Raw genomic sequence first — 20,055 nt, forward strand, 5'->3', positions numbered from 1 at the left:
GCGGACCGACCCGGACGGACGCGGACGGTGGACTCCGGTCAGCGCGCTTCCGCGTCCGCTCCCGTGCCTCGCGGCCCGCGTCCGCCGGCCGTCAGCACCGCGCAGGCGCCGGCCGTCAGCAGTCCACCGGCGAGGAAGGTCCCCCGCGCACCGGCGAGCGGCAGGATCAGACCCCCGAGCGCGGCGCCCGCCGCGATACCGGCGTTGTACGCGCCGGAGTTCGCCGCGAGGGCGAGGTCCGTGCGGCCCGGTGCCCAGTGCAGCATCGCGTTCTGGGCGGTCATGAACACCGGTCCGAGCGCACCGCCCATCAGCACCAGGCACACGACCGCCGGGACCTGATGGCCGCCCGCCGCGGACAGGCCGAGCATGCCGAGCGCCTGGGTGGCCACGGCCGTGGGCAGCGCGGCGTGCGGGAAGCGGTCCAGCAGCGCCGCGGTGACGCTCACCCCGGCCAGACAGGCGGCACCGAAGACCGCGAGCAGCACCCCGGCCGTGCCGGGGGCGAACCCGCTCACGTCGTCCAGGAACGTCACCAGGTAGGTGTATCCGGCGAACGCCCCGGTGGCGGAGAGGAATCCCGCCACCAGCACGGTGGTGAACCGGCGGACGTCGGGGCCGGCGCCGTACGCGGCGGGCTCGTCCTCCGGGCGCGAGGCCGGCAGCAGGACGGCGATGGTCACGAGGCAGACCAGCCCCGGAACCGCCAGGCAGGCGACCGGTACCGGCCAGCCGCGCTGCCGGCCCAGCCAGGTTCCCGCGGGGACACCGAGGACCAGGGCGAGCGAACCGGCGACGGACAGCGCCCCGACCACGCGCCCGCGCACCTCCGGGGCGAACAGGCCCACCGCGACCGGTCCCGTCACCGCCCAGAACAGCGCCTGTGCGAGGGCGGTCAGCAGCCGCGCCCCGAGGAGAGGACCGTACGAGCCGGCCAGGGCCCCGCCCAGGCTGGACACGACCAGCGCGGCCAGCACCCCCGTGAGTACGTGACGCCGGGGCACCGCCCGCAGGGCGTGGGCGAGCGGCAGGGAGGCGACGGCGACCGTCACGCCGTAGCCGGTGACCAGCAGCCCGACCGCCGGCAGGGACACCCCGAGGCTGTCGGACATGAGGTCCAGGAGGCCGATGGGCAGGTTCTCCGCGGTGTTGAAGGTGAAGGCGGCCAGCATGAGGGCCGCGAGCACCGCCGGGCCGCGCCATGCGGCCGGTCGCGCGCCGACCTCACGGTCTCGTCCCGGCCTGGTCCACCGCGCCGGCTCCGTGACACCGCCCATGCGCTCAGCTCACCGGGCACACCGGTCCCGCCGCAACCGAATTCCGGCTCGCTGCCACGGCCGGGGCGTCCTGTGACGGGCGCATGTGCCAGGTCCCCGTGAACCGCCTTGGCCCGCCCTTGCGTTCAGAGGGCGTGCGGTAGGGTACGAGCTGTTTGGTTTAATTTTCAGCTTGGGGGAGGGTCCATGGCTCAGCAGGAACGAGCTGTCCGGACCCGACGTGCTGTTCTGGAAGCGGCCGCCGCCGTCTTCGCGGAACGCGGATACGCCGCCGCCACCATCGCCGAGATCCTGAACCGGGCCGGTGTCACCAAGGGCGCCCTGTACTTCCACTTCGACTCCAAGGCGGCCCTCGCCCGGGGCGTGCTGCAGGAGCAGCTGCGGACCGAGTACCACCTGCCCCGCGAACTGAAGCTGCAGGAGTGGGTGGACGCGGGCATGACCCTCGCCAAGCGGCTGCCGCAGGAGCCCGTGCTGCTCGCCGGTGTCCGGCTCTCGGCCGACCTCCAGGGCCACGACGTCCTCGGCAGCGCCTGGCCCGCCTGGGCCCGGATGACCTCGTGCGTCCTGGCGGAGGCGAAGGAACGCGGCGAGGTGCTGCCGCACGTGGACCCCGAGGAGACCGCCCAGGTCTTCCTCGGCGCCTGGATCGGTGTGCAGTTCGTCTCGCAGGCCGTGGCCGGCTGGGCCGACCTGGACGACCGCATGTCGGCACTGTACGGGCACCTCCTCCCCGCCATCGCGGCCCCGGCCGTCCTCGTCCGGCTGGACACCGCTCCGGACCGGGGCGCCCGTGTGATCGCCGAGGTCCAGCGGAACCCGGCGGCCCTCGCCGGCGTCTCCGCCTGACGCCGGCCGCCGCGCCCGGCTCCCGCCGACGGGTGTCTTCGAGGCGTCGAGATTGGCGTCGTACCCACAAGTACCAAACCGCCGGGACGGTTTACGACGGGCCTCGTCCGAGGCCATCTGTGTTCGAGGACCCGGAAACCGGTCACGCCCGTCCGGCCGCGGGGACCAGGCCGGGGGCGAACCGGAACGAGACCGCCTCCGTCAGCGGCTTGCGCCTGGTGTTGTGGAAGGCGGCGATCCGCCACCTTCCGTCCGTCTCCCGCACCAGCGTGTACGTCTGCACCTTGCCGAGCCGGCGGGGCCGCCTGCCCTTGTAGGTGTCGCCGCGCCCGCTGACGACGGCCGTGTCCGGGGCGGGGAAGCGGATGCCGACGACCTCGTCCGCGAGCCGGGTGTGCTTGAGGAAGGTCGTGAACAGCACGCGATGGCTCTCGGTGATGTCCCGGCGTCCCTGGTAGAGCGTGCCGACGTAGGTGGCGTAGGTGGCGTCCTCGGTGAACAGGCGGCCGTAGGCGTCGGCGTCGTGGTCGTTCCAGGCGGCGACGAGCGCGTCCAGGACGGCGCTGACGGCCGCGGCGTCGTGCGATGCGGGCATGACGGAGGTCTCCCCTCATGGTTAGACTGGCGCGGTGTCTTACTGAGAACAGTATCTGCACGTGTGCAGAGACTTGGGAAGGGGTCCACCGTGCCGAATCCCGGGAGCGGCAGGGACGACGAACACGTGATCTTCCGTCAGTACCTGGACGCCGTGGGCCTCCAGGGCCTGGCCAGCGCCGAGGCCGCGGGTCTGCACACCTCGGAGTGGTACGCGCTCAGCCTGCTCGGCCGGGAGGGCAGCCTGACCTCGGGCGAGCTCGCCACCCGCACGGGGCTGACCACCGGGGCCACCACCCGGCTGATCGACCGCCTGGAGCGCGCCGGATACGCGCGCCGTACGCCCGACCCCACCGACCGCCGGCGCGTGCACGTCGAAGCCGTCCCGGACGCGCTCGACCGCGTGGAGCAGGTCGTGGGCCCGGCCCGCCGCCGTCTCGCCGAGGTGCTGGCCCACTACTCACCCGAGCAACGCGCCCTGATCTTCGACTACTTCGCCCGCGCGGCCCCCGCGTTCCGCGCCGCGACCGAGGAGATCCGGGCGGCGGCCCCGCCCAGGCGGGCCAGGAAGTCCGGCTGACCCCGGCGGACCGGCGCGCCGGACGGCCGCGCGCACGCCGCGCGCACGCCGGGCGCTCCCGGGCGTGACATCATCGCCGTCGTCCCTACGAGCGCTCCGCACCGGAAGGGCACGGGCCACGATGACCGACTGGGAGTGGGACGAGACCCTCTTCGCGGGCGCCGCCCCCTACTACCAGCGGGGCCGGCTGCCCTACGCCCCCGGGCTGGTCCCATGCCTCGCGGAGGTGCTCGCGGCCGACGGCACCGGACGCCTCCTCGACGTGGGCTGCGGTCCGGGCACCGTCACCCTCCCCCTGGCCCCGCTGTTCCGCGAGACGGTCGGCGTCGACCCGGACCCCGGCATGATCACCGAGGCCGCCCGCCGGGCCGCCACCGCCGGACTGGCCGCCAGGACCCGCTGGCTGCGGCTGCGCGCCGAGCATCTCCCGGCCGGTCTCGGCACGTTCGACGTGGCGGTCTTCGCCCAGTCCTTCCACTGGACCGACCGCGAGCGGGTGGCCCGGACCGTCCACGGCATGCTCCGGCCCGGCGGAGCACTGGTGCACCTGGCCGACCTGACGACCGAACACCGTACGACCGCGGGCCTGCCCCACCCGGACGTGCCCTACGCCGGCATCACCGCACTGGTCCGGCGGTACCTCGGCCCCGTCCGCCGCGCCGGCCGGAGCCTGCTGCCGCGGGGCACGCCGGGAGGTGAGGCGGCGGTGTTCTCCGGGGCCGGATTCGCGGGCCCCGAGCGGCATGTCGTACCCGGCGGACAGGCGCTGGTGCGCACCACGGACGACGTCGTCGCCTGGACGTTCTCGATGTCCTTCGCCGCCCCGCACCTGTTCGGCCCGGACCGCGCGGTCTTCGAGGCGGACCTGCGCCGTCTGCTCGGCAGCGCCTCCCCGGCGGGCCGGTTCGCCGAACGGGTCCCGAGCACCGAGGTGTTCGTCTGGCGCCGGCCGCCCGACGCCTATATCGAGGAGAGGACGCGTGCCCATGGTCACTAGGATGTGAGGCCAAGACAACCATGCGACCGGCCGTTCGTTACGGTCCGGTCGGGGTCGCCGATGCCAGGGACCGCTCCCCGGGCTGCGGTGATCTTCCTTCCCAGGAGGACCCTCCGCATGTTCCGACGAATAGGCAACGCCGTCGTCCGTCATCCCGTTTGGACGATCGTGGCGTGGCTGATCGCCGCGGTGGCCATCGTGGCCACCGCTCCGAGTCTGCCCTCGAACAGTGACGAGAGCAGCTTTCTGCCCAAGAGTTACGAGTCGATCCAGGCGGCGCAACTACAGGAGAAGGCGTTCCCCAGCGCCTTCACGCCGTCGGCGATCGTGCTCTACCAGCGCACCGACGGCGGCAAGTTCACCGCCGCCGACGTGCGTGACGTCGCCCGGATCACGTCCGAGCTGGGCGAGAAGCACATCGACCAGGTACAGAAGGTCGTCCCCGGCCGGCCGTCCGAGGACGGCAGGTATGACCTGACCCTCGTCCAGATGGACAGCAAGTCCGCCGGTCAGCCCAAACAGGCCGACGCCGCCAAGGAGTTGCGCGAAGAGGCCAAGAAACTGGCCAAGGGCACGGACCTGGAGGCCAGGCTCGGCGGTTCCGCCGCGCAGGCGCTCGACCAGCAGGACTCCTCCAAGCGGGGCGAGGCGCTGATCGGTATCGGCACCTTCGGGATCATCCTGATCACCCTGCTGATCATCTTCCGCGCACCGATCCTCGCCGTGCTGCCCCTGGTGCTGATCGGCCTGGTGTCCGCCGTCGCCAACGGGCTGATCGCCTACGCCACCAAGCTGTTCGGGCTGGAGGCCAACAGCTCGATCTCCTCCATCCTGATCGTGGTGCTCTTCGGCGTGGGCACCGACTACTTCCTGTTCCTGATATTCCGTTACCGGGAGAGTCTGCGGGCCGGCGACGAGCCCAAGGAGGCCATGGTCAACGCGGTCGGCCGGGTCGGCGAGGCCATCGCCTCGGCGGCCGGCGCGGTCATCATCGCGTTCCTCGCCCTGGTGCTGTCCACGCTGGGCTTCCTCAAGCAGATGGGCCCGGCACTCGCCATCGCGGTCGGTGCCACGCTGGTCGCGGGTCTGACCCTGATCCCGGCCGTGGTCTCGCTCATCGGGCCGAAGGTCTTCTGGCCCTCGAAGTCCTGGAAGACGGAACCCGAGAACGCCCGCTTCGCCGCCCTCGGCCGGGGTGTCCAGCGCCGCCCGGCGCTGACCGCCGTCGTCTCGGGCCTCGTCCTGCTCGTCCTGTCGCTCGGTACCCTCGGCTACAAGGCCACCTTCGACCTGGCGTCGGGCTCCATGCCCAAGACCAAGGAGTCCATGGTCGTCCAGGACGAGATGCAGAAGGCGTACTCGGCGGGCGCCGCGGCGCCCACCGACGTCTACCTGTCCAGCACCGACGGCAAGCCGCTCGACAAGTCCGCCTTCGACGCGTACGCCGGGAAGCTCGGTGCCGTGGACGGCGTCGCCAGCGCCCGCCTGACCCAGGTCAACAAGGCGGGCACCACCGCGGACTTCACCGTCACGCTCAAGTACGAGGCGTCGACGGACAAGGCGATCGACGCGGTGGGCAAGGTCCGTGACGTCGCGCACTCCTCGGCGCCCGGGGGCGCCGAGGCGCTCGTCGGCGGCATGTCCTCGATCTACAAGGACATCAACGCGGCGGTCAACCACGACTACCGGACGGTCTTCCCCGTCGCCGCCGCCCTGATCATGGTCATCCTGGGCCTGCTGCTGCGCAGTGTGGTCGCGCCCTGGTACCTCATCGCCTCCGTGGGCCTCGGCTTCGGCGCCACCCTCGGTGCCACGGTGTGGATCTTCCAGGACGCGCAGGGCCACTCCGGGCTGATGTTCATGCTGCCGGTGATCATGTACCTCTTCGTGGTCGCGATCGGCACCGACTACAACATCCTCATGATCGCGCGGTTGCGCGAGGAGGCCCGTGAGGGCCGTGAGCCGCGCGAGGCCGCCGGCATGGCGCTCCGGCACGCCGGGCCGACCGTGGCCGCGGCGGGCTTCATCCTGGCGGCGACCTTCGCCACGATGATGCTGGCCGGCAACGCGCTGCTCTCGGAGATGGGCTTCGCGGTCTCCTTCGGCATCGCCGTGGCCGCGTTCGTCATGGCGATGTTCTTCACCCCGAGCCTCACGGCCCTCATCGGCCACGCGGCTTGGTGGCCGGGCCACGCCGACCGGGCGGTGGTGCCGGCCGCCGGCGCCGGTGCCGGGACGACCGGCTCCGGGCCGGCCCGGGGCGAGGAGGACCGGGACCCGGCCGGGCGCCGCGGTTAGGGTCTTCCGTTCGGATCGGACTGGATCAGGGCCCGCGAGCCCGGCGTGATCCGAGCGACAGGCCCCGGCGGCGGCCGGTGGGACCGGTGGAGTCCCGCCGCGCGTACGGGCGGTGGATGACACCGGCCGGTTCCGCCGGGCGGCGGCCGGCCTGAACGACGAGTCCTGCCGGGCCACATGGCCCGGCAGGACTTTTTCGTGCGGCCGGTGCGGTCAGCCGGTGGCGGCGGGGCCGCGGAAGTAGTGGCCCTCGTCCAGGTCCGCGAGGAGACCGGGCTGGACCGGTTCCCAGCCCAGCAGTTCGCGGGTCAGGGCGCTCGACGCGACGGCGTCGAAGCCGAGCGGGCCGCTCAGCCAGCCGAAGTGCTCGGCGGCGTCCTCGGGTGCCACGGAGGTCACCGGCACCTGAAGATGACGGCCGATCACCTCCGCGATGTCACGCAGCGCGACACCCTCCTCCGCCGCACCGTGCAGCACCGAACCGGCGGGCGCCTTCTCGGCCGCCAGCCGGAACAGCCGTGCGGCGTCGAGGCGGTGCACGGCCGGCCAGCGGGTGGTGCCGTCGCCCGGGTGGCCGGAGACGCCCCTGGCGCGGGCGACGGCGACCAGGCTCGCGGCGAAACCGTTGTCCCCCTCGCCGTGGCAGGTGGGGGAGAGCCGCACCACGGACGAGCGGACACCCCGTTCGGCGAGGGCCAGCGCGGCCTCGGCGGTGGTCTGCCGGACGGCGAAGTGCGAGCCGTGGAGCGCGGGCCTGTCCCGTTCGGTGGCGAGCCGTCCGGGTGCGACCCCGAGCAGTCCGGAGGCCAGGACGAAGGGCCGTCCGGTGCCGGCGAGGGCGTCGCCGAAGGCGTCCACGGCCCGGCGGTCGGCCTCGGCCGCCTCCTGGAACGCGCCGCTGAAGGCCAGGTCGTGTTTGAAGGCGAGGTGGATCACCCCGTCCGAGGCGGCGGCCGCGTCCCGCAGCACGGCGAGGTCGTCGACGGTGCCGCGGACGACCTCCGCCCCGGCCGCGGTGAGCGCGGCGGCGGAGGCGTCGGAGCGGGCAAGCCCCACGACCTGGTGTCCCGCCTCGATGAGGTCGGGCACGAGGGCGGAGCCGATCCAGCCGGACGCCCCGGTCACGAAGAAACGCATGGGAGGACCCCAGACTCTTGATGTCAGTGACTGTCATGGACCTTAGCACTCGATGTCAGTGACTGTCATCGCGTAGGATCTGCGCATGGGCAGATGGGAGCCGAACGCGCGCGAGCGCCTGGCGGAAGCGGCGTTGGAGCTCTACGGCGAACGCGGGTACGAGCAGACCACCGTGGCGGAGATCGCCAAGCGCGCCGGACTGACCGAGCGCACCTTCTTCCGCCACTACGCCGACAAGCGCGAGGTGCTGTTCGGCGGGTCGGGGGAGCTGGAGGACCTGTTCGTGCGGGCGGTCAGCGGGGCGCCGGCGGACGCCGCACCGATCGAGGCACTGGCCGCCGGGCTCGACGCGGTCTCGGAGGTCTTCGCCGACCGCCGCGCGTACGCGCGCGCCCGGCACGCCGTGATCACGGCGAACGCGGAACTCAAGGAGCGCGAGCTGATCAAGCTCGCCTCCCTGTCGACCGCGCTCGCGGGCACCCTGCGCGGGCGCGGCGTCCCGGAACCGGCCGCGAGCCTCGCCGCCGAGGCCGGGATGGCCGTCTTCAAGATCGGCTACGAACGCTGGCTGGCGATGCCCGGGGACCGCGACCTGGCGGACCTGGTGCGAGAAGCGCTGACCGAGTTCAGGGCGGTGGCCGCCGGCGGCTGAGCCGCGGTGGAGGACCCGGCCGCTCCCGGCCGGAGCCCGGTCGCGTGCTGGTGTGCGGAGGCCGGGGCCCGGTGCCGGTACGACTCAGGCGGCGGCGTCCGCCAGTCGCCGGAGGACCTCCACCGCCCGCTCGGCCTGATCATGGGGCACGAAGAGGTGGTCGTGGTGGAAGCCCGCCACGACGTTGCAGCTCAGGCCCGCGTCCGCGAGCGCCCGGGAGACCGCGGCGGTCAGCCCGACCGCGTCCAGCGCGGAGTGCACGCGCAAGGTGATCCACCCGGCCACGTAGTCGTACGCCATCCCGGCCGCGTCCGCGTCCGCCTGTGGCAGCACGAGGGTGAGGCCCTCCTGCTCGGCGACCGTGACCACCGGGGAACAGCCGGACGGTACGCCGCCCTCGGCCATGGTGAAGACATAGCGGCCCGGGTTCAGCTCCGGCCGCATGCCGCTGAGCAGGGCGCGCAGATCGGTCTCGCCTGTCACGGGTCCCACCCTACGGGCCGATGCCGGCGGTCGGCCGCCCGGCCGGATGCCGCGGTGCGCCGACGGGGGGAAGCGCGGCGCGTGCTCGTGTGAGCCCTGTACGCGCCCCCGTTCGTGCGACAAGACTGCGCTGTCGGCGGGCAGCGGACGGGCGCCGCCCGCGCATCGTCCGAGCCCAGGAAGGCAGGTCGGCCGCCGTGCTGTTGCGTCTGCCCACGTCCGTGGCGGAAGCCCGGGAATGCCTGGCCGAGGGGGCCGTGCCGGTAGGCGGGGCGACTCTCGTGTGGGCGACCTGGCAACGGGACGGGTTCCCCCGACTGGCCATGTCCCTGCGGGAGTTGCCGGAGGCGAACGTCCTTGACCCGCGGACCGTGGGCGGCGCCGTCGTCCTGCACCGGATCGACGCACGGGTGCCGGATGTCCTGCGGCTGGCCGCGGCCACGGTCGGCACCGGCGCGGTACGGCGGACGGCGACCGTCGGCGGCAACATCGCCGGCAGCACGCTGCGCTGCCTGCTGCCCGCCGCGCTCGTCCTGGACGCCCGCGCGACGGTCCTGGAAGCCGACGGCGTCCGCGAGACCGACCTGGCCGAAGTGGTCGCCAAGCGGCCGGTGCTGATCGGCCTGCGCTGGCGCACGCCGACCGCCTCGGCGTACCGCAAGCTGCCGGCCGAGGCGGGCGGCGCGCCGCCCCTCGTCGTCGCCTCGGCCCTGCACGCCGGGCAGGGCGCGCCCCACCGCGTGCGGGTCGCCGTACGGGACGGTTACGAGGTGCTCAGCGGTGCCGTCCCCGGCGACACCGGCGCCGACGAGGCCCTCGAAGCACTGCGCGGCACCGCCCTCGGCGAGCTGCCGTCCGCCGCGTGGGACGTCGTACGCCCCCAGGTCGTCGGCCTGTGGGACAGGCGCGGTACGGACTGAGGGGACGGCTGCCCTCCACGGTCGTGCACGGGCGTGTCATCGTGGCGGGTATGGCGACGGAACCGGACGTGGCGGTGCTGGTCGGGCTCCAGGCGGCCGGCAAGTCCACCTTCTACGCGCAGTGCCTGGCCGGCCGGTACGCGCTGGTCAGCAAGGACCTGTTCCCACGCGGTGCCCGCAACAGGCAGGGCCGGCAGATGCGGCTGGTGGCCGAGCACCTGGCCGCCGGACGTGCCGTGGCCGTGGACAACACCAATCCGTCACCGCAGGAGTGGGGACCGCTGGTGGAGGCGGCCCACGCCCACGGGGCGACCGTGACGGCCTACTGGTTCCCGCCGGACGTGACGGGCTCCCTGCGGCGCAACGCCGCGCGCGAGGGCCGCGACAGGGTCCCCGACGTCGGCGTCCTCGCCACGGCGAAGCGGCTGCGCAGGCCGTCGCCGCGAGACGGCTTCGACGCGGTGCGCGAGGTCCGGTTCGACGGGCGGGGAGGCTTCCGGGTGCGGGACCGAACCGACGACACGCGGTCCGCAGGGGCCGAGACAGTTCCCTGACGGGCAACACCCGGGGCGCTGTCGGGATCAACGCCCGCGCGCCGGGCTCCTACCTTTTCGGTGCACAGGGTCCGACCGAAGGGGACGGGAATGAAGCGCAAGGCGATGGCATGGGTGCTGCCCGCGTTACTGGTGGCGCTCGGCGTGGTGGGCTCCGGGGCTCCGTCCTCGGCGCGGAACGCGGACCGGGCCGCGGCCATGCCGACCACGGCGGTCGGACCGCAGTACGACACCACGCACGTCTACGTCACCCCCGGCGCGACGGACGCGTTCGTCGCGAGCTGGGAGGCGACCTTCGGCGGGACCCACACGGCCAAGGTCGTCACGACGGTCACCCCGACGCCCAGCACCACCGAGTCCGAGCTGGTCTTCTCGCCGGTCGGGACCCTGTCCGTCTTCGACTTCAAGACACCGGTTCCCTATCCGTTCGGCAGCGAACGGACGGGCTGGCTCATGAGCGACTTCGACACGGGCGTCCGCCTCGCCCGCAGGAGCGGAGCCGAGGTCGTCGTCGCGCCCTTCGACGACCCCATAGGCCGGGACGCGGTCGTACGGTTCCCGGGCGGGGTCAACGCCCAGTTGTACTGGCACACCAAGGTGCCGTCGTACGCGCCGCTGGAGAGCGTGCCGGACGACCGCGTCTATCTGACGGCGGACTCGGTCGACGCGTTCCTCCGCTCCTACCTGCGCTTCACCGGGGGCCGGATCGTCGCCGACCAGCGGGCGGCGGACGGTGGTGAGCTCGGCCGGCCCGGGGAGACGTACCGCCGCGTCGCCCTGCGCTCCCCGTACGGCAACACGGTCGTCAGCGTCACCGACGGCCACCTGCCCTACCCGTTCGGCAGGGAGACCACCGGCTACGCGGTGAAGGACCTGCCGGCGACGCTGCGCAGGGCCGGGGCGGCGGGCGCGAAGGTGCTGTGGGGGCCGTACGCTTCGGGGGGCCGGTCCTCCGCGATGGTGGAGTTCCCCGGTGGCTATGTGGCCGAACTGCATCAAGGAGGGGATCGCGGGTGACCGACGCGACGATGGGGGATGACGTCTACCAGCCGGACGGATCGGAGGTGCAGGACGACGCCGGCCTGCTCGACGCGTCCGACACCCTGGACTACCGGAGCGGCGAAGAGGCCCTGGACGAGGGCTACTCACCCCCGGAGCGCCCCTGGGGCGTGGAGCACACCGGTGTCACGGCGGCGGAACGCTGGCGGGGGGAGAGCCTGGACGAGCGCCTCGCCGAGGAGGTGCCGGACATCGGCGTCCCGGAGGGCGACGGCATCGGCGACACCTGGGGCACGGACGGAGAACTCGTCGACGACGAGGTCGGCGACGAGCGCGCCGGACGGCTCGTCGCGCCCGACGAGGGCAGCCACGAGAACACCGAGTCCGACCTGTTCGCCTCCGACCGGGGTCTGGACGGCGCCGGAGCCTCGGCGGAGGAGGCCGCGATGCATGTGATCCCCGACTCCGAGAGCTACTGACGCCCACCGCGGGCCCGACACGGAGGACCGTCCGATGAGCAGCGCCGAACCAGGGGCGGACACCAGCCACCACCATGTGCGGCACCTCCGGGAACGGATGACCGAGCACCAGCGCCGTGCCCGGGCCGAGCGGGAGGAGTCCGTGCTGGAGGACGCGATCGACGGGGCGGCCTTCGACCTGGCCGCCGACATCGCCCACCCCACCGCCGGCGGTTCGGAGCCCGGCTACGACGTCGACACGGACCTCGGCGTCGACCGGAGGTAGCGGCACCCCGCGCTCCGCAGGTGGACACCGCCGGCCGGCCCCGCTCCGGGGCCGGCCGGTCTCATCTGAGGGCTCCGCCGGTGATCCCGGCGGCCAGGTGGCGCTGGGCGGCGACGAGCAGCGCCGCCGCCGGAACGGACGCCAGGACGGCGGTGGCCATGACGGCGTTCCACTGGTCCGTGTGGGCGCCGAGGTACTCGTAGATGCCGACGGTGACCGGCCGCACCGAGCCCGTGGTGTTCAGGGTGAGCGCGAAGAGGAAGTCGCTCCAGGCGAACAGGAAGCAGAAGAGGCCGGCGGTGATCAGCGCGTTGCGGCTCAGCGGGAGCACCACGGACCACAGCACGCGGAGCCGTCCGGCGCCGTCCACGCGGGCGGCGTCGATGATCTCCCCGGGGATGCTCCGCATGAACGCGCGCAGGACGAGGATCGCGAAGGGCACGCCCATGGTGGAGTCGGCGAGGATCAGCCCGCCGTAGGAGTTCAGGAGTCCGAGGTCGGTGTAGGCGCCGTACAGGGCGTTGGCCACCACGATGCCCGGCACCGTCTGGGTGACCAGGATGCCGAACAGCACGAGCGTGGTGCCCCGCAGGCGGAGCCGGGCGAGCGCGTAGGCCGCCGGTACCGCGAGGCCGAGGCTCAGCGTCACGCTGCCGAGAGCCACGACGAGGCTGGTGACCAGGTTGCGTCCCTGGTCGCGCAGGGCGGTGGCGTAGCCGCCGAGGTCGGGGTGGCGGGGGAACCAGCCCGCCGTCAGCATGGTGCCCGACGGCTGCAGGGAGGCGTTCACCATCCAGTACACCGGGAACAGCAACACCACGAGCAGGAGGATCCCCACGACCGTGGACAGGGGTCCGCGTGCGGGTCCGCGCTTCACCGCAGGGCCCCCTCAGCTGTTCCGGGCGCGCCGGTCGGCGCGCAGGTGGACGAGGGCGAAGACGAGCGAGACGAGGACGAGCACGTTGCCCGTCGCGGCGCCGCGCCCGAACTCGAACTGCTGGAAGGACAGCTGGTACGAGCGGGTGGCCAGGGTCTGCGTCGCGTCGGCAGGCCCGCCGCCCGTGACCACGAGGATGATGTCGAGCACCTTCACCGTGTAGACGACGCCCAGCACCAGCACCACGCCGGCCACGGGTCGCAGCAGCGGCCAGGTGACATGCCGGAACGACGCCAGCCGGCCGGCGCCGTCCAGCTTCGCCGCCTCGTACAGGTGCGCGGGGATGTCCTGGAGGCCGCCGTACAGGATCGCGGTGTTGAAGGGGATGCCCACCCAGATGTTCACCAGGATCACCGACACGAGCGCCTCGGAGGTGCCGGTCAGCCAGGGGACGCCCGAGGACAGCAGGTGGAGGCCGCGCAGCGCCTGGTTGACGACCCCGCTGTCCGTGTCGAGCATCCACCTCCACGTCGTCCCGGAGACGACCAGGGGCAGCAGCCACGGCAGCAGCAGCAGCGACCGCAGCAGGCCGCCGAGCGGGAACTTCCGCTGGAAGAACAGGGCGAGGGCCAGCCCGAGCACGAACTGCCCGGCGAGCGAACCGGCGGTGAACACGACCGTGGTGAGCAGGGCCCGCCAGAACGCGTCCGCGGACAGGGCGGCCGTGTAGTTCCGCAGGCCCACGAAGGGCGCGGCGCCGGTGTAGAACGTCGTCACCGAGTACTCCTGGAAGCTCATCACGACGTTCTTGACGACGGGGTAACCGAAGAACAGCGACAGGTGGAGCAGGGCGGGCAGCAGGAACAGCCACCGGGAGACCCGCGCCCACAGCCGGGCCCGGCCCGCCCCGTCAGGAACCGGTCGCGATCCGCTGCGCATGCCTGAGCGCTTCCCGCGGGGTCCGCTCACCCGTCAGCGCGGCCTGCACGGCGGTGTAGATCCCGGTCGCCGCTCGCGGCCACTCGACGCCGAGCTCGCCGGTACGGGCCCGGGCCCCCTCCACGCTCTTGACGAAGGCGGCCATCGACGGAACCCGCTGGGCGTACCGGGACGCGACCGAGGTGCGGGAGGGCACGGTGTGGTACTGCTCGGCCAGGGCCAGCATGTTCGCGGGGTCGTTCAGGCAGGCCAGGACCCGGGCGGCCGTCCGCTGCCGGGCCTCGGAGGAGCTCCGCGGAACCGTCCACACCTCACCGCCGAGCGGGGTGACCAGTCTCTGGCCCGGCCGGCGGACGGGCAGGGGTGCCACGCCCCAGTGCAGGTTCTCCGTCCCGTCCATCGCGGAGATGCGCCAGGGGCCGTTGACCATCATGGCCGTCCGGCCGGCGACGAACTGGTCGTGGACGTCGGCCTGGGTCCAGTTCAGCACCGACTTCGACATCGACCCGCTCCTGACCAGGTCCACCCAGAGCTGGAGGGCCTGGGCGGCCTGCGGGCTGTCCAGCCGCTTCTCGTCTCCGCCGTTGGACCACAGGAAGGGCAGGAACTGCCAGGTGCCCTCGAAGGTGGCGTTGGCGTCCACGGCCATGCCGTAGCGGCCCGGCCGGGTCAGCCGGGCCGCGGCCGTCCTCAGCTCGTCCCAGGTCTTCGGCACGGCGACACCGGCCTCGGCGAGCATGTCCTTGTTGTAGAAGAGGGCGACCGTGCTGACCGTGGGCGCGAGCCCGTACACCTTCCCCCGGTAGGTGCCCGCCGACCGGATGCCCTCGCTGTAGCCGCCGGCGTCGATGCCGTACCGGTCCAGCGCGGTCAGCGCCCCGGTCCGCGCTATCTGCTGCAGGTCGGGGTTGTCGAGCATCAGCAGGTCGGGCAGGGTCCGCGAGGACGCCTGCCGCAGCACCTGGGGAACCAGCGACGCCCCCGGCACGCTCCTGTGCTCGACGGTGACACCGGCGGCCTTGCCGCAGGCGGAGAGCCGCTCACCCCACTGGGCGTGCTCGGTCGCGTCGGTGTAGTAGTCGAGGGCGGTGATGGAGGTCACCCGGCCGCCGGCCGAGCCGGAGCCGGTTCCCCCACCGCACCCGGCGGCGGCCAGTACCAGGGCGACGGTTCCGAAGAGGGCGGTGATCCGCCGCGCCGACGGTCTGACCGCTGTGTTCATGGGGTGGAGCCTTCCGAGCGCTGCTGGTACCGGACCGTCCCGAGTCCGGATGAGTGGGTCCATACCGGCATGTTCCAGTCCGAGCAGGGATGCTACCGGAAACAGACGATCGGAAGATCAGCGGATTTCGCACGTCGTCAGTACAGGGGCCCGCGGTCGCCGCACTCGCCCGCGGCTTCCCGGATCATCGCCGCCACGGCGTCCGGCCGTGACAGGACGACGGCGTGCGAACCGTCCACGACGCGTTCGGTGGCCGCCATGCGCTGGGCCATGAAGCGCTGAGCGGTCGGGCTCAGCATCCGGTCGGCGGCGGCGATGGCGTACCAGGACCGCTTGCGGGCCCACGCGGGCGGTCCCGACCTCGCGGTCAGCGCACCCCGCGCGATCGGGCGCTGCGTCACGGACAGCACGCTGCCCGTCCCGGGCGCCAGATCGGCGGCGTACACGTCGAGGAAGCGTTCGCGGCGCAGGTACAGCTCGCTGTCCGGGCCGGCCGGGGACTGTGCGGGAAGCCGGCGGGCGACGGTCGGATCCGGCCCCGGCATGGGGGAGAAGCGGTGCGTGACGTCCAGCAGGGACTCCCCGGCGTCCAGCCCGAAACCCGCTACGTAGCACAGCGCCACGACGTTGTCGGTGTCGGCCGCGGTGATGACCGCGCCCCCGTAGCCGTGCCCGGCCAGCACGACCGGGGCGCCGATCTGGCCCACCACGCTCCTGAGGTAGGCGGCGTCGTGCGCCAGGCCGCGCAGCGGGTTCGCCGGCGCGTACACCGTCAGTCCGCAGGCGTGCAGGCGACGGATGACCCCCGCCCAGGACGAGGCGTCGGTGAACGCACCGTGCACGAGCACGACGGTCGGCGGTAAAGGCGTGCGTCCGGGCACCTCGGTGACCTCCGGTGGGGGGTGGAGGCGTCCAGCCAAACCCATCCGGGTCACGCCGGCATCGCGCGAACGTACCAGGAACCGCTCACTCGTCGGGCAGGGCCATGACCAGGTTGGCCAGCTGCACCCGGGAATTGACCGACAGCTTGCGGAAGGCGGACGTCAGGTGCGTGTTGACGGTGTGCGGGGAGACGACGAGCAGCTCCGCGGCCGCACGGTTGCTGTGTCCCTCGGCGATCAGCCGCGCGACCTTCTTCTCCGAGGCGGTCAGGGCCTCCCAGCCCTGGACGGGGCGCTGCGTGTCCCCCGCGCGCCGTCCGCCGGCGCCCGCACGCCGCAGATCGCGCTGGACGTGGGCCGCCACGGCGTGCGCTCCCGCCGCGGTGAACGCGTCCTGGGCCGCGGTCAGGGCCGCCACCGCCTCGTCCCGCCGGCCCGCCGTCAGGAGCGCCCGTCCGAGGTCGGCGCAGGCCGCGGCCCGGACCAGCGGGCGAGGACTCTCCCCGAGCAGGGTGACGGAACGTTCCAGCAGGGCCGGGTCGCCGCACACCAGCCCACGGGCGCGCGCCGCGAGACCCGTGGCGGTGGGCACCGTCGGATTGCGCCCGGCGTGGGCCTCGGCCTGCGCGGCCAGGTCCTCGGCGAGTGCCCGGTCCGCGCCGCGCAGGGCCACGCGGATCGCGGTGCCGATCCACGTGCGCAGCAGCCGCCAGCGCAGGAAGGGCCCCTCCCGCTGCACCTGCCGGACCCGGTCGACGGCGCGTCCGGCGTCCCCGTCGGCCTCCGCGTGGACCGCCTCCAGGAAGCGCACCGCGGCCGTGTTGCCCGGGTTCGGCTTGACCGCCAGCCGTTTGCGCGCCTCGGCCAGGTGCTGCCGCGCGGCCTCCCGGTCGCCGCGCAGCAGGGCGATCCGTGAGCGGATCACCCGGCCGTTCACCTGCTGGACGTGCATCTGCACCTCGTCCTCCAGGCGCTCCATCGTCACGAAGTCGGCCTCCGCGTCGTCCAGCCGGCCCAGCTCCAGATGCTGCTGTCCCTGCGCCCACAGCAGCATCGCCTCACGGATCCCGTCCGATTCGTCCGCCGCCCTCGCCAGCAGCCGCTCGCTGGTGACGAAGTCGTCCATGTGCTGGTACGCGACGATCTCCTCGGGGAGGAAGGTGGGGTCGACGGCGCTGAGCGCGGTGAAGCGTTCCAGCGCGAGGGCGTTCTCCCCCGCGTTCAGCGCGATCTCCCCGAGCGCGAACAGGGCCTGGACATGGGCCTCCCGGTCGCCGGTCGCCACGGCGGCACGCAGCGCCTCCTCGCCGGCCTCCCGCGCCGGTGCCAGGTCGTGCGCCCGGGACAGCGCCAGCGCGCGCAGACCGGCCAGCCGCGCCTCCACCTCCGGGGCCGCGCCGCCGACCGCGAGGGCCGCCTCGGTGCGGCGGCGCAGCTCGTCGGCGAGGTCCAGGTTCCACAGCGTGCCGCCGAGGGCGGCGTGGAGCCGGCCGAACGTCTCCATGGGCGGCCGGTACGCCAGCAGCCGGTCCCCGGTCGCGAGCGCCTCACGGTTCCGGCCGGCCCGGGTCAGGGACACGATCGCCTGCTCACCCACGGCGAACCACAGCGGGCGAGCCACCGGCACCAGGTCCAGCGCGCGCGTCAGCAGGTCGGCCGCGAGGCCCGGCGTGACCGGCAGCACGTCGGCGGCGGCGCGCCTGAGCAGCACGACCGCCTCCTCGTCTCCCGGCTGGGCGCCCCTGAGGATGTGCGACACCACGTCGATCGGCTGGTGGCCCGAGGCGACGAGCCGGCCCGCGGCCTCCCGGTGCAGCACCTTCCGGGCCGAGGGCGGGATGTCCACGTAGACCGCCTGGCGCAGCAGGTCGTGGCGGAAGACGAGCTGGTCGCCGTCGTCGTCCAGGAGCCCCGCGCGCACGGCCTCCTCCAGCGCCGGGAGCAGCGTGACGGACGGCCTGCCGCAGAGCGCGGCGGCGTCCTGGAAGCCGAAACGGCGGCCCAGCACCGCTCCCATCTGCAGGAAGCGCAGCGTGTCCGGGTGCAGCGAGGCGAGCCTGCCGCGGACGCCCACGACCAGCCCGGGGGGCACGGGCTCACCGGAGGCGTCGGAGGCCCGCAGCCCCGCCAACATCTCGACGGCCAGGAACGGGTTCCCGCCCGCCCCGGCGAGCAGCTCGCGCACCCGCTCGTCGACGTCCGCCCCCAGGGCGTCACCGGCCAGCTGGCCGATGGCCGCGCCGGACAGCGGGCCCAGGGACAGGATGCGCACCGGGAGCTCGTCCGCCACGGCCGCGAGGATCTCCTCCGCCGGTCCGCCGACGCCCTGCCGTTCGGTCAGCAGCCACAGCACGGGGGAGGTCCGCAGCCGGCCGGGCAGCTGCTTCAGGGCGAACCGGCTCAGCGGGTCGGCCCACTGCACGTCGTCCAGGGCGATCAGCAGCGGCGCGCCGCCGGCCCGGTCCTCGATGGCCTCCGCGAGCCGCTCCACCAGCCAGATCCGCTGGTCGTGCCGGCGGGTGAGGGCGACCAGCGCGTCACTGGACAGCAGCGGCCGGTCGCCGTGCAGCACGCAGGTCGCCAACGACGACAGCGGCACGAGGTGGTGCAGCTCGTCGGCCTTGCCGAGGCCGACGGAGAAGCCCGCGGCCTGCGCACCGGCGACGGCCTCGGTGAGGAGCGTGGTCTTGCCGATGCCCGGTTCCCCGCGGAGCACGGCGAGCGCGCCGCCGCCGGTGCGGGCCACCGAGTCGATCAGCGTCCGCAGCACGTCCAGTTCGGCCTCCCGGCCGCGCAGCCCGCTGCGCGACAGCGGTCCGCCTGACCCCGCCACCTGAGCCCTCCCCGTCCGCACGCGCCGGTCGGGCCGGCGCCCCAGGGCCACTATGGCAAAAACGGCAGCTCAGCGCATTGTGGGGAGGCGACGACGCGTGACCCCGCTCACTGCTGACCGGCTCATCCGACCGGCTCAGGCCGACACGGCCGGTGCGACCGGCAGTGAGGCGGGGTGCACGGGCGTCCCGCCCCGGAGCGACGCGGTCCGCGGACGCAGGGCGGAGTCGCGCCACGCGGCGGGGGAGATCCCGTAGGCGGTCCGGAACACCCTGCTGAAGTGGGAGGCGCTGGTGAAGCCCCAGCGGTGCGCCACCGCGGCGACGGTCAGGTGCGCGGCGTCCCGGCGGGCCAGGTCGCGGCGGCAGTGCTCCAGCCGGCGCTGCTGGATCCACCGGCTGACGGTGATGTCCTCCAGCTCGAACAGCTTGTGCAGATAGCGCACGGAGATGTGGTGGGCCCGGGCGATGGAGTCCGGCGACAGCTCCGGGTGCGCGAGGTGCCGGTCGATGTACGCCCGGATCCGGACCAGCGACGTCCGGGCGCCGCTCGCCGAGTCCTCGGTTCCCCTGCCGATCCGCTCCTCGGCCAGGGTCTGCACCAGGTCCACCACGTTGCGGGCGATCAGCTCGCCCGTCCGCTGGGGATACGTCGCCGCGCTGTCCACGAGCCGGGACAGGAGCGGGGTCAGCAGGCCGCCGACCGCCGATTCGGAGCCGAGCGGGGCCGCCGTGATCTGCCGCAGCTCCGATTCGCTCAGGCCCAGGACCTCCCGGGGCAGCACCAGGGACTTCGTCCGGAAGCGCTCGGGGAGGGTCAGCCGGACGGGCCGCGCCATGTCGTAGACGAAGAGCTGCCCCGGACGCACGTGGGCCTCACGGTCGTCCTGTTCGACGCGGGCGGCGCCTCCGCAGAGCAGCTTCACCACGACGTAGTCGTCGTCGCTCCCCGCGATGAGCCGCCGGGTGCGATGGGCCCGCAGCGGATCGCCGTCCACCGTGACGGTCTGCACCGGGCCCAGCGGCGACGTACGGATCGTGCCGCGGTCGACCTCGTCCGGAACGCCCATGTCAACGGCGCCGAAGGTCTGGGACAGTGCCTCGCGCCAGTACGCCCGCCGTCGGTGGGCGGGAACCGTCTGCGTGGTGTGGAGGGTGCCCGAGGCCCCTGGGTCCAGTGTCGATGGATCCGACGACATGATCTCCGCCCTTCGGCCGTTG

At 73.5% G+C, this 20,055-nt stretch carries 20 protein-coding genes; 10 read left to right on the forward strand and 10 right to left on the reverse strand.

Annotated elements, in window-relative coordinates; all coding sequences use genetic code 11:
• Nucleotides 1–38: 38 nt before the first annotated feature.
• Nucleotides 39–1,172 carry an MFS transporter gene (locus tag AB0946_RS39355; protein WP_366765566.1) on the reverse strand — a complete coding sequence of 378 codons (1,134 nt, stop codon included), beginning with the start codon at nucleotides 1,170–1,172 and terminating at the stop codon, nucleotides 39–41.
• A gap of 291 nt (nucleotides 1,173–1,463) precedes the next feature.
• Here AB0946_RS39355 and AB0946_RS39360 point away from each other — a divergent pair, with 291 nt between their 5' ends.
• Nucleotides 1,464–2,126 carry a ScbR family autoregulator-binding transcription factor gene (locus AB0946_RS39360; protein ID WP_366765537.1) on the forward strand — a complete coding sequence of 221 codons (663 nt, stop codon included), beginning with the start codon at nucleotides 1,464–1,466 and terminating at the stop codon, nucleotides 2,124–2,126.
• Nucleotides 2,127–2,268: 142 nt separating this feature from the next.
• Here AB0946_RS39360 and AB0946_RS39365 read toward each other — a convergent pair whose 3' ends face one another.
• Entirely contained in the window at nucleotides 2,269–2,721 is a 453-nt protein-coding gene (locus tag AB0946_RS39365; protein WP_366765538.1) for an SgcJ/EcaC family oxidoreductase, read from the reverse strand.
• A 90-nt stretch (nucleotides 2,722–2,811) separates the two neighbouring features.
• Here AB0946_RS39365 and AB0946_RS39370 point away from each other — a divergent pair, with 90 nt between their 5' ends.
• The 3 genes from AB0946_RS39370 to AB0946_RS39380 all read left to right on the forward strand — a co-directional run bounded on the left by AB0946_RS39370 (nucleotide 2,812) and on the right by AB0946_RS39380 (nucleotide 6,595).
• Nucleotides 2,812–3,300, forward strand: coding sequence for a MarR family transcriptional regulator (locus AB0946_RS39370; protein WP_366765539.1), 489 nt, complete (start codon nucleotides 2,812–2,814; stop codon nucleotides 3,298–3,300).
• 121 nt (nucleotides 3,301–3,421) lie between these two features.
• Nucleotides 3,422–4,297 carry a class I SAM-dependent methyltransferase gene (locus tag AB0946_RS39375; RefSeq protein ID WP_366765540.1) on the forward strand — a complete coding sequence of 292 codons (876 nt, stop codon included), beginning with the start codon at nucleotides 3,422–3,424 and terminating at the stop codon, nucleotides 4,295–4,297.
• A 117-nt stretch (nucleotides 4,298–4,414) separates the two neighbouring features.
• On the forward strand, nucleotides 4,415–6,595 hold the full coding sequence (locus AB0946_RS39380; protein WP_366765541.1) for an MMPL family transporter: 2,181 nt from the start codon (nucleotides 4,415–4,417) through the stop codon (nucleotides 6,593–6,595).
• Nucleotides 6,596–6,808: 213 nt separating this feature from the next.
• On the opposite strand, the gene AB0946_RS39385 is transcribed toward AB0946_RS39380, so the two are convergent.
• Nucleotides 6,809–7,732, reverse strand: coding sequence for an SDR family oxidoreductase (locus tag AB0946_RS39385; RefSeq protein ID WP_366765542.1), 924 nt, complete (start codon nucleotides 7,730–7,732; stop codon nucleotides 6,809–6,811).
• A gap of 85 nt (nucleotides 7,733–7,817) precedes the next feature.
• Here AB0946_RS39385 and AB0946_RS39390 point away from each other — a divergent pair, with 85 nt between their 5' ends.
• Nucleotides 7,818–8,384, forward strand: coding sequence for a helix-turn-helix domain-containing protein (locus AB0946_RS39390; RefSeq protein ID WP_366765543.1), 567 nt, complete (start codon nucleotides 7,818–7,820; stop codon nucleotides 8,382–8,384).
• Between the two features lie 84 nt (nucleotides 8,385–8,468).
• Here AB0946_RS39390 and AB0946_RS39395 read toward each other — a convergent pair whose 3' ends face one another.
• Entirely contained in the window at nucleotides 8,469–8,867 is a 399-nt protein-coding gene (locus tag AB0946_RS39395) for an ACT domain-containing protein (RefSeq protein WP_366765544.1), read from the reverse strand.
• A gap of 197 nt (nucleotides 8,868–9,064) precedes the next feature.
• On the opposite strand from AB0946_RS39395, the gene AB0946_RS39400 reads away from it, so the two are divergent.
• The 5 genes from AB0946_RS39400 to AB0946_RS39420 all read left to right on the forward strand — a co-directional run bounded on the left by AB0946_RS39400 (nucleotide 9,065) and on the right by AB0946_RS39420 (nucleotide 12,084).
• Nucleotides 9,065–9,787, forward strand: a complete 723-nt coding sequence (locus tag AB0946_RS39400; protein WP_366765545.1) for an FAD binding domain-containing protein — start codon at nucleotides 9,065–9,067, stop codon at nucleotides 9,785–9,787.
• A gap of 50 nt (nucleotides 9,788–9,837) precedes the next feature.
• Nucleotides 9,838–10,341, forward strand: a complete 504-nt coding sequence (locus tag AB0946_RS39405) for an AAA family ATPase (protein WP_366765546.1) — start codon at nucleotides 9,838–9,840, stop codon at nucleotides 10,339–10,341.
• A gap of 90 nt (nucleotides 10,342–10,431) precedes the next feature.
• Entirely contained in the window at nucleotides 10,432–11,358 is a 927-nt protein-coding gene (locus AB0946_RS39410) for a glyoxalase (RefSeq protein ID WP_366765547.1), read from the forward strand.
• Between the two features lie 11 nt (nucleotides 11,359–11,369).
• A complete protein-coding gene (locus AB0946_RS39415) occupies nucleotides 11,370–11,819 on the forward strand; it encodes a DUF5709 domain-containing protein (protein WP_366765567.1) in 450 nt (149 codons plus the stop codon).
• A 34-nt stretch (nucleotides 11,820–11,853) separates the two neighbouring features.
• A complete protein-coding gene (locus AB0946_RS39420; protein WP_366765548.1) occupies nucleotides 11,854–12,084 on the forward strand; it encodes a hypothetical protein in 231 nt (76 codons plus the stop codon).
• A 61-nt stretch (nucleotides 12,085–12,145) separates the two neighbouring features.
• Here the strand turns inward: AB0946_RS39420 and AB0946_RS39425 are convergent, their stop codons facing one another.
• The 6 genes from AB0946_RS39425 to AB0946_RS39450 form a co-directional block, all read right to left on the reverse strand.
• Nucleotides 12,146–12,961 (reverse strand): carbohydrate ABC transporter permease, encoded by an 816-nt coding sequence (locus tag AB0946_RS39425; protein ID WP_366765549.1) that lies wholly within the window; start codon nucleotides 12,959–12,961, stop codon nucleotides 12,146–12,148.
• A 12-nt stretch (nucleotides 12,962–12,973) separates the two neighbouring features.
• Nucleotides 12,974–13,900 (reverse strand): sugar ABC transporter permease, encoded by a 927-nt coding sequence (locus tag AB0946_RS39430; protein ID WP_366765550.1) that lies wholly within the window; start codon nucleotides 13,898–13,900, stop codon nucleotides 12,974–12,976.
• The gene (locus AB0946_RS39435; RefSeq protein WP_366765551.1) at nucleotides 13,872–15,122 is read right to left on the reverse strand and encodes an ABC transporter substrate-binding protein; all 1,251 of its coding nucleotides are present in this window, start codon (nucleotides 15,120–15,122) and stop codon (nucleotides 13,872–13,874) included. The genes AB0946_RS39430 and AB0946_RS39435 overlap by 29 nt, the downstream gene beginning before the upstream one ends.
• Before the next feature lie 137 nt (nucleotides 15,123–15,259).
• Nucleotides 15,260–16,003: an alpha/beta hydrolase gene (locus AB0946_RS39440; protein WP_366765552.1), complete on the reverse strand. Its 744-nt coding sequence runs from the start codon at nucleotides 16,001–16,003 to the stop codon at nucleotides 15,260–15,262.
• 85 nt (nucleotides 16,004–16,088) lie between these two features.
• The gene (locus AB0946_RS39445; protein WP_366765553.1) at nucleotides 16,089–18,836 is read right to left on the reverse strand and encodes an AAA family ATPase; all 2,748 of its coding nucleotides are present in this window, start codon (nucleotides 18,834–18,836) and stop codon (nucleotides 16,089–16,091) included.
• A gap of 135 nt (nucleotides 18,837–18,971) precedes the next feature.
• Nucleotides 18,972–20,033 (reverse strand): helix-turn-helix domain-containing protein, encoded by a 1,062-nt coding sequence (locus AB0946_RS39450; RefSeq protein WP_366765554.1) that lies wholly within the window; start codon nucleotides 20,031–20,033, stop codon nucleotides 18,972–18,974.
• Nucleotides 20,034–20,055 lie beyond the last annotated feature (22 nt).

It is taken from the genome of Streptomyces sp. NPDC046870 (assembly GCF_040704595.1).
In the GTDB taxonomy this organism is placed as follows: Bacteria; Actinomycetota; Actinomycetes; order Streptomycetales; family Streptomycetaceae; genus Streptomyces; species Streptomyces argyrophylli.

Coding starts and splice junctions, on each gene's coding strand:
- AB0946_RS39355 (WP_366765566.1), bottom strand. CDS start 1,172: ATGCTGGCCGCCTTCACCTTCAACACCGCGGAGAACCTGCCCATCGGC.
- AB0946_RS39405 (WP_366765546.1), top strand. CDS start 9,838: ATGGCGACGGAACCGGACGTGGCGGTGCTGGTCGGGCTCCAGGCGGCC.
- AB0946_RS39435 (WP_366765551.1), bottom strand. CDS start 15,122: ATGAACACAGCGGTCAGACCGTCGGCGCGGCGGATCACCGCCCTCTTC.
- AB0946_RS39380 (WP_366765541.1), top strand. CDS start 4,415: ATGTTCCGACGAATAGGCAACGCCGTCGTCCGTCATCCCGTTTGGACG.
- AB0946_RS39410 (WP_366765547.1), top strand. CDS start 10,432: ATGAAGCGCAAGGCGATGGCATGGGTGCTGCCCGCGTTACTGGTGGCG.
- AB0946_RS39390 (WP_366765543.1), top strand. CDS start 7,818: ATGGGCAGATGGGAGCCGAACGCGCGCGAGCGCCTGGCGGAAGCGGCG.
- AB0946_RS39430 (WP_366765550.1), bottom strand. CDS start 13,900: ATGCGCAGCGGATCGCGACCGGTTCCTGACGGGGCGGGCCGGGCCCGG.
- AB0946_RS39375 (WP_366765540.1), top strand. CDS start 3,422: ATGACCGACTGGGAGTGGGACGAGACCCTCTTCGCGGGCGCCGCCCCC.
- AB0946_RS39415 (WP_366765567.1), top strand. CDS start 11,370: ATGGGGGATGACGTCTACCAGCCGGACGGATCGGAGGTGCAGGACGAC.
- AB0946_RS39450 (WP_366765554.1), bottom strand. CDS start 20,033: ATGTCGTCGGATCCATCGACACTGGACCCAGGGGCCTCGGGCACCCTC.
- AB0946_RS39420 (WP_366765548.1), top strand. CDS start 11,854: ATGAGCAGCGCCGAACCAGGGGCGGACACCAGCCACCACCATGTGCGG.
- AB0946_RS39385 (WP_366765542.1), bottom strand. CDS start 7,732: ATGCGTTTCTTCGTGACCGGGGCGTCCGGCTGGATCGGCTCCGCCCTC.
- AB0946_RS39365 (WP_366765538.1), bottom strand. CDS start 2,721: ATGCCCGCATCGCACGACGCCGCGGCCGTCAGCGCCGTCCTGGACGCG.
- AB0946_RS39360 (WP_366765537.1), top strand. CDS start 1,464: ATGGCTCAGCAGGAACGAGCTGTCCGGACCCGACGTGCTGTTCTGGAA.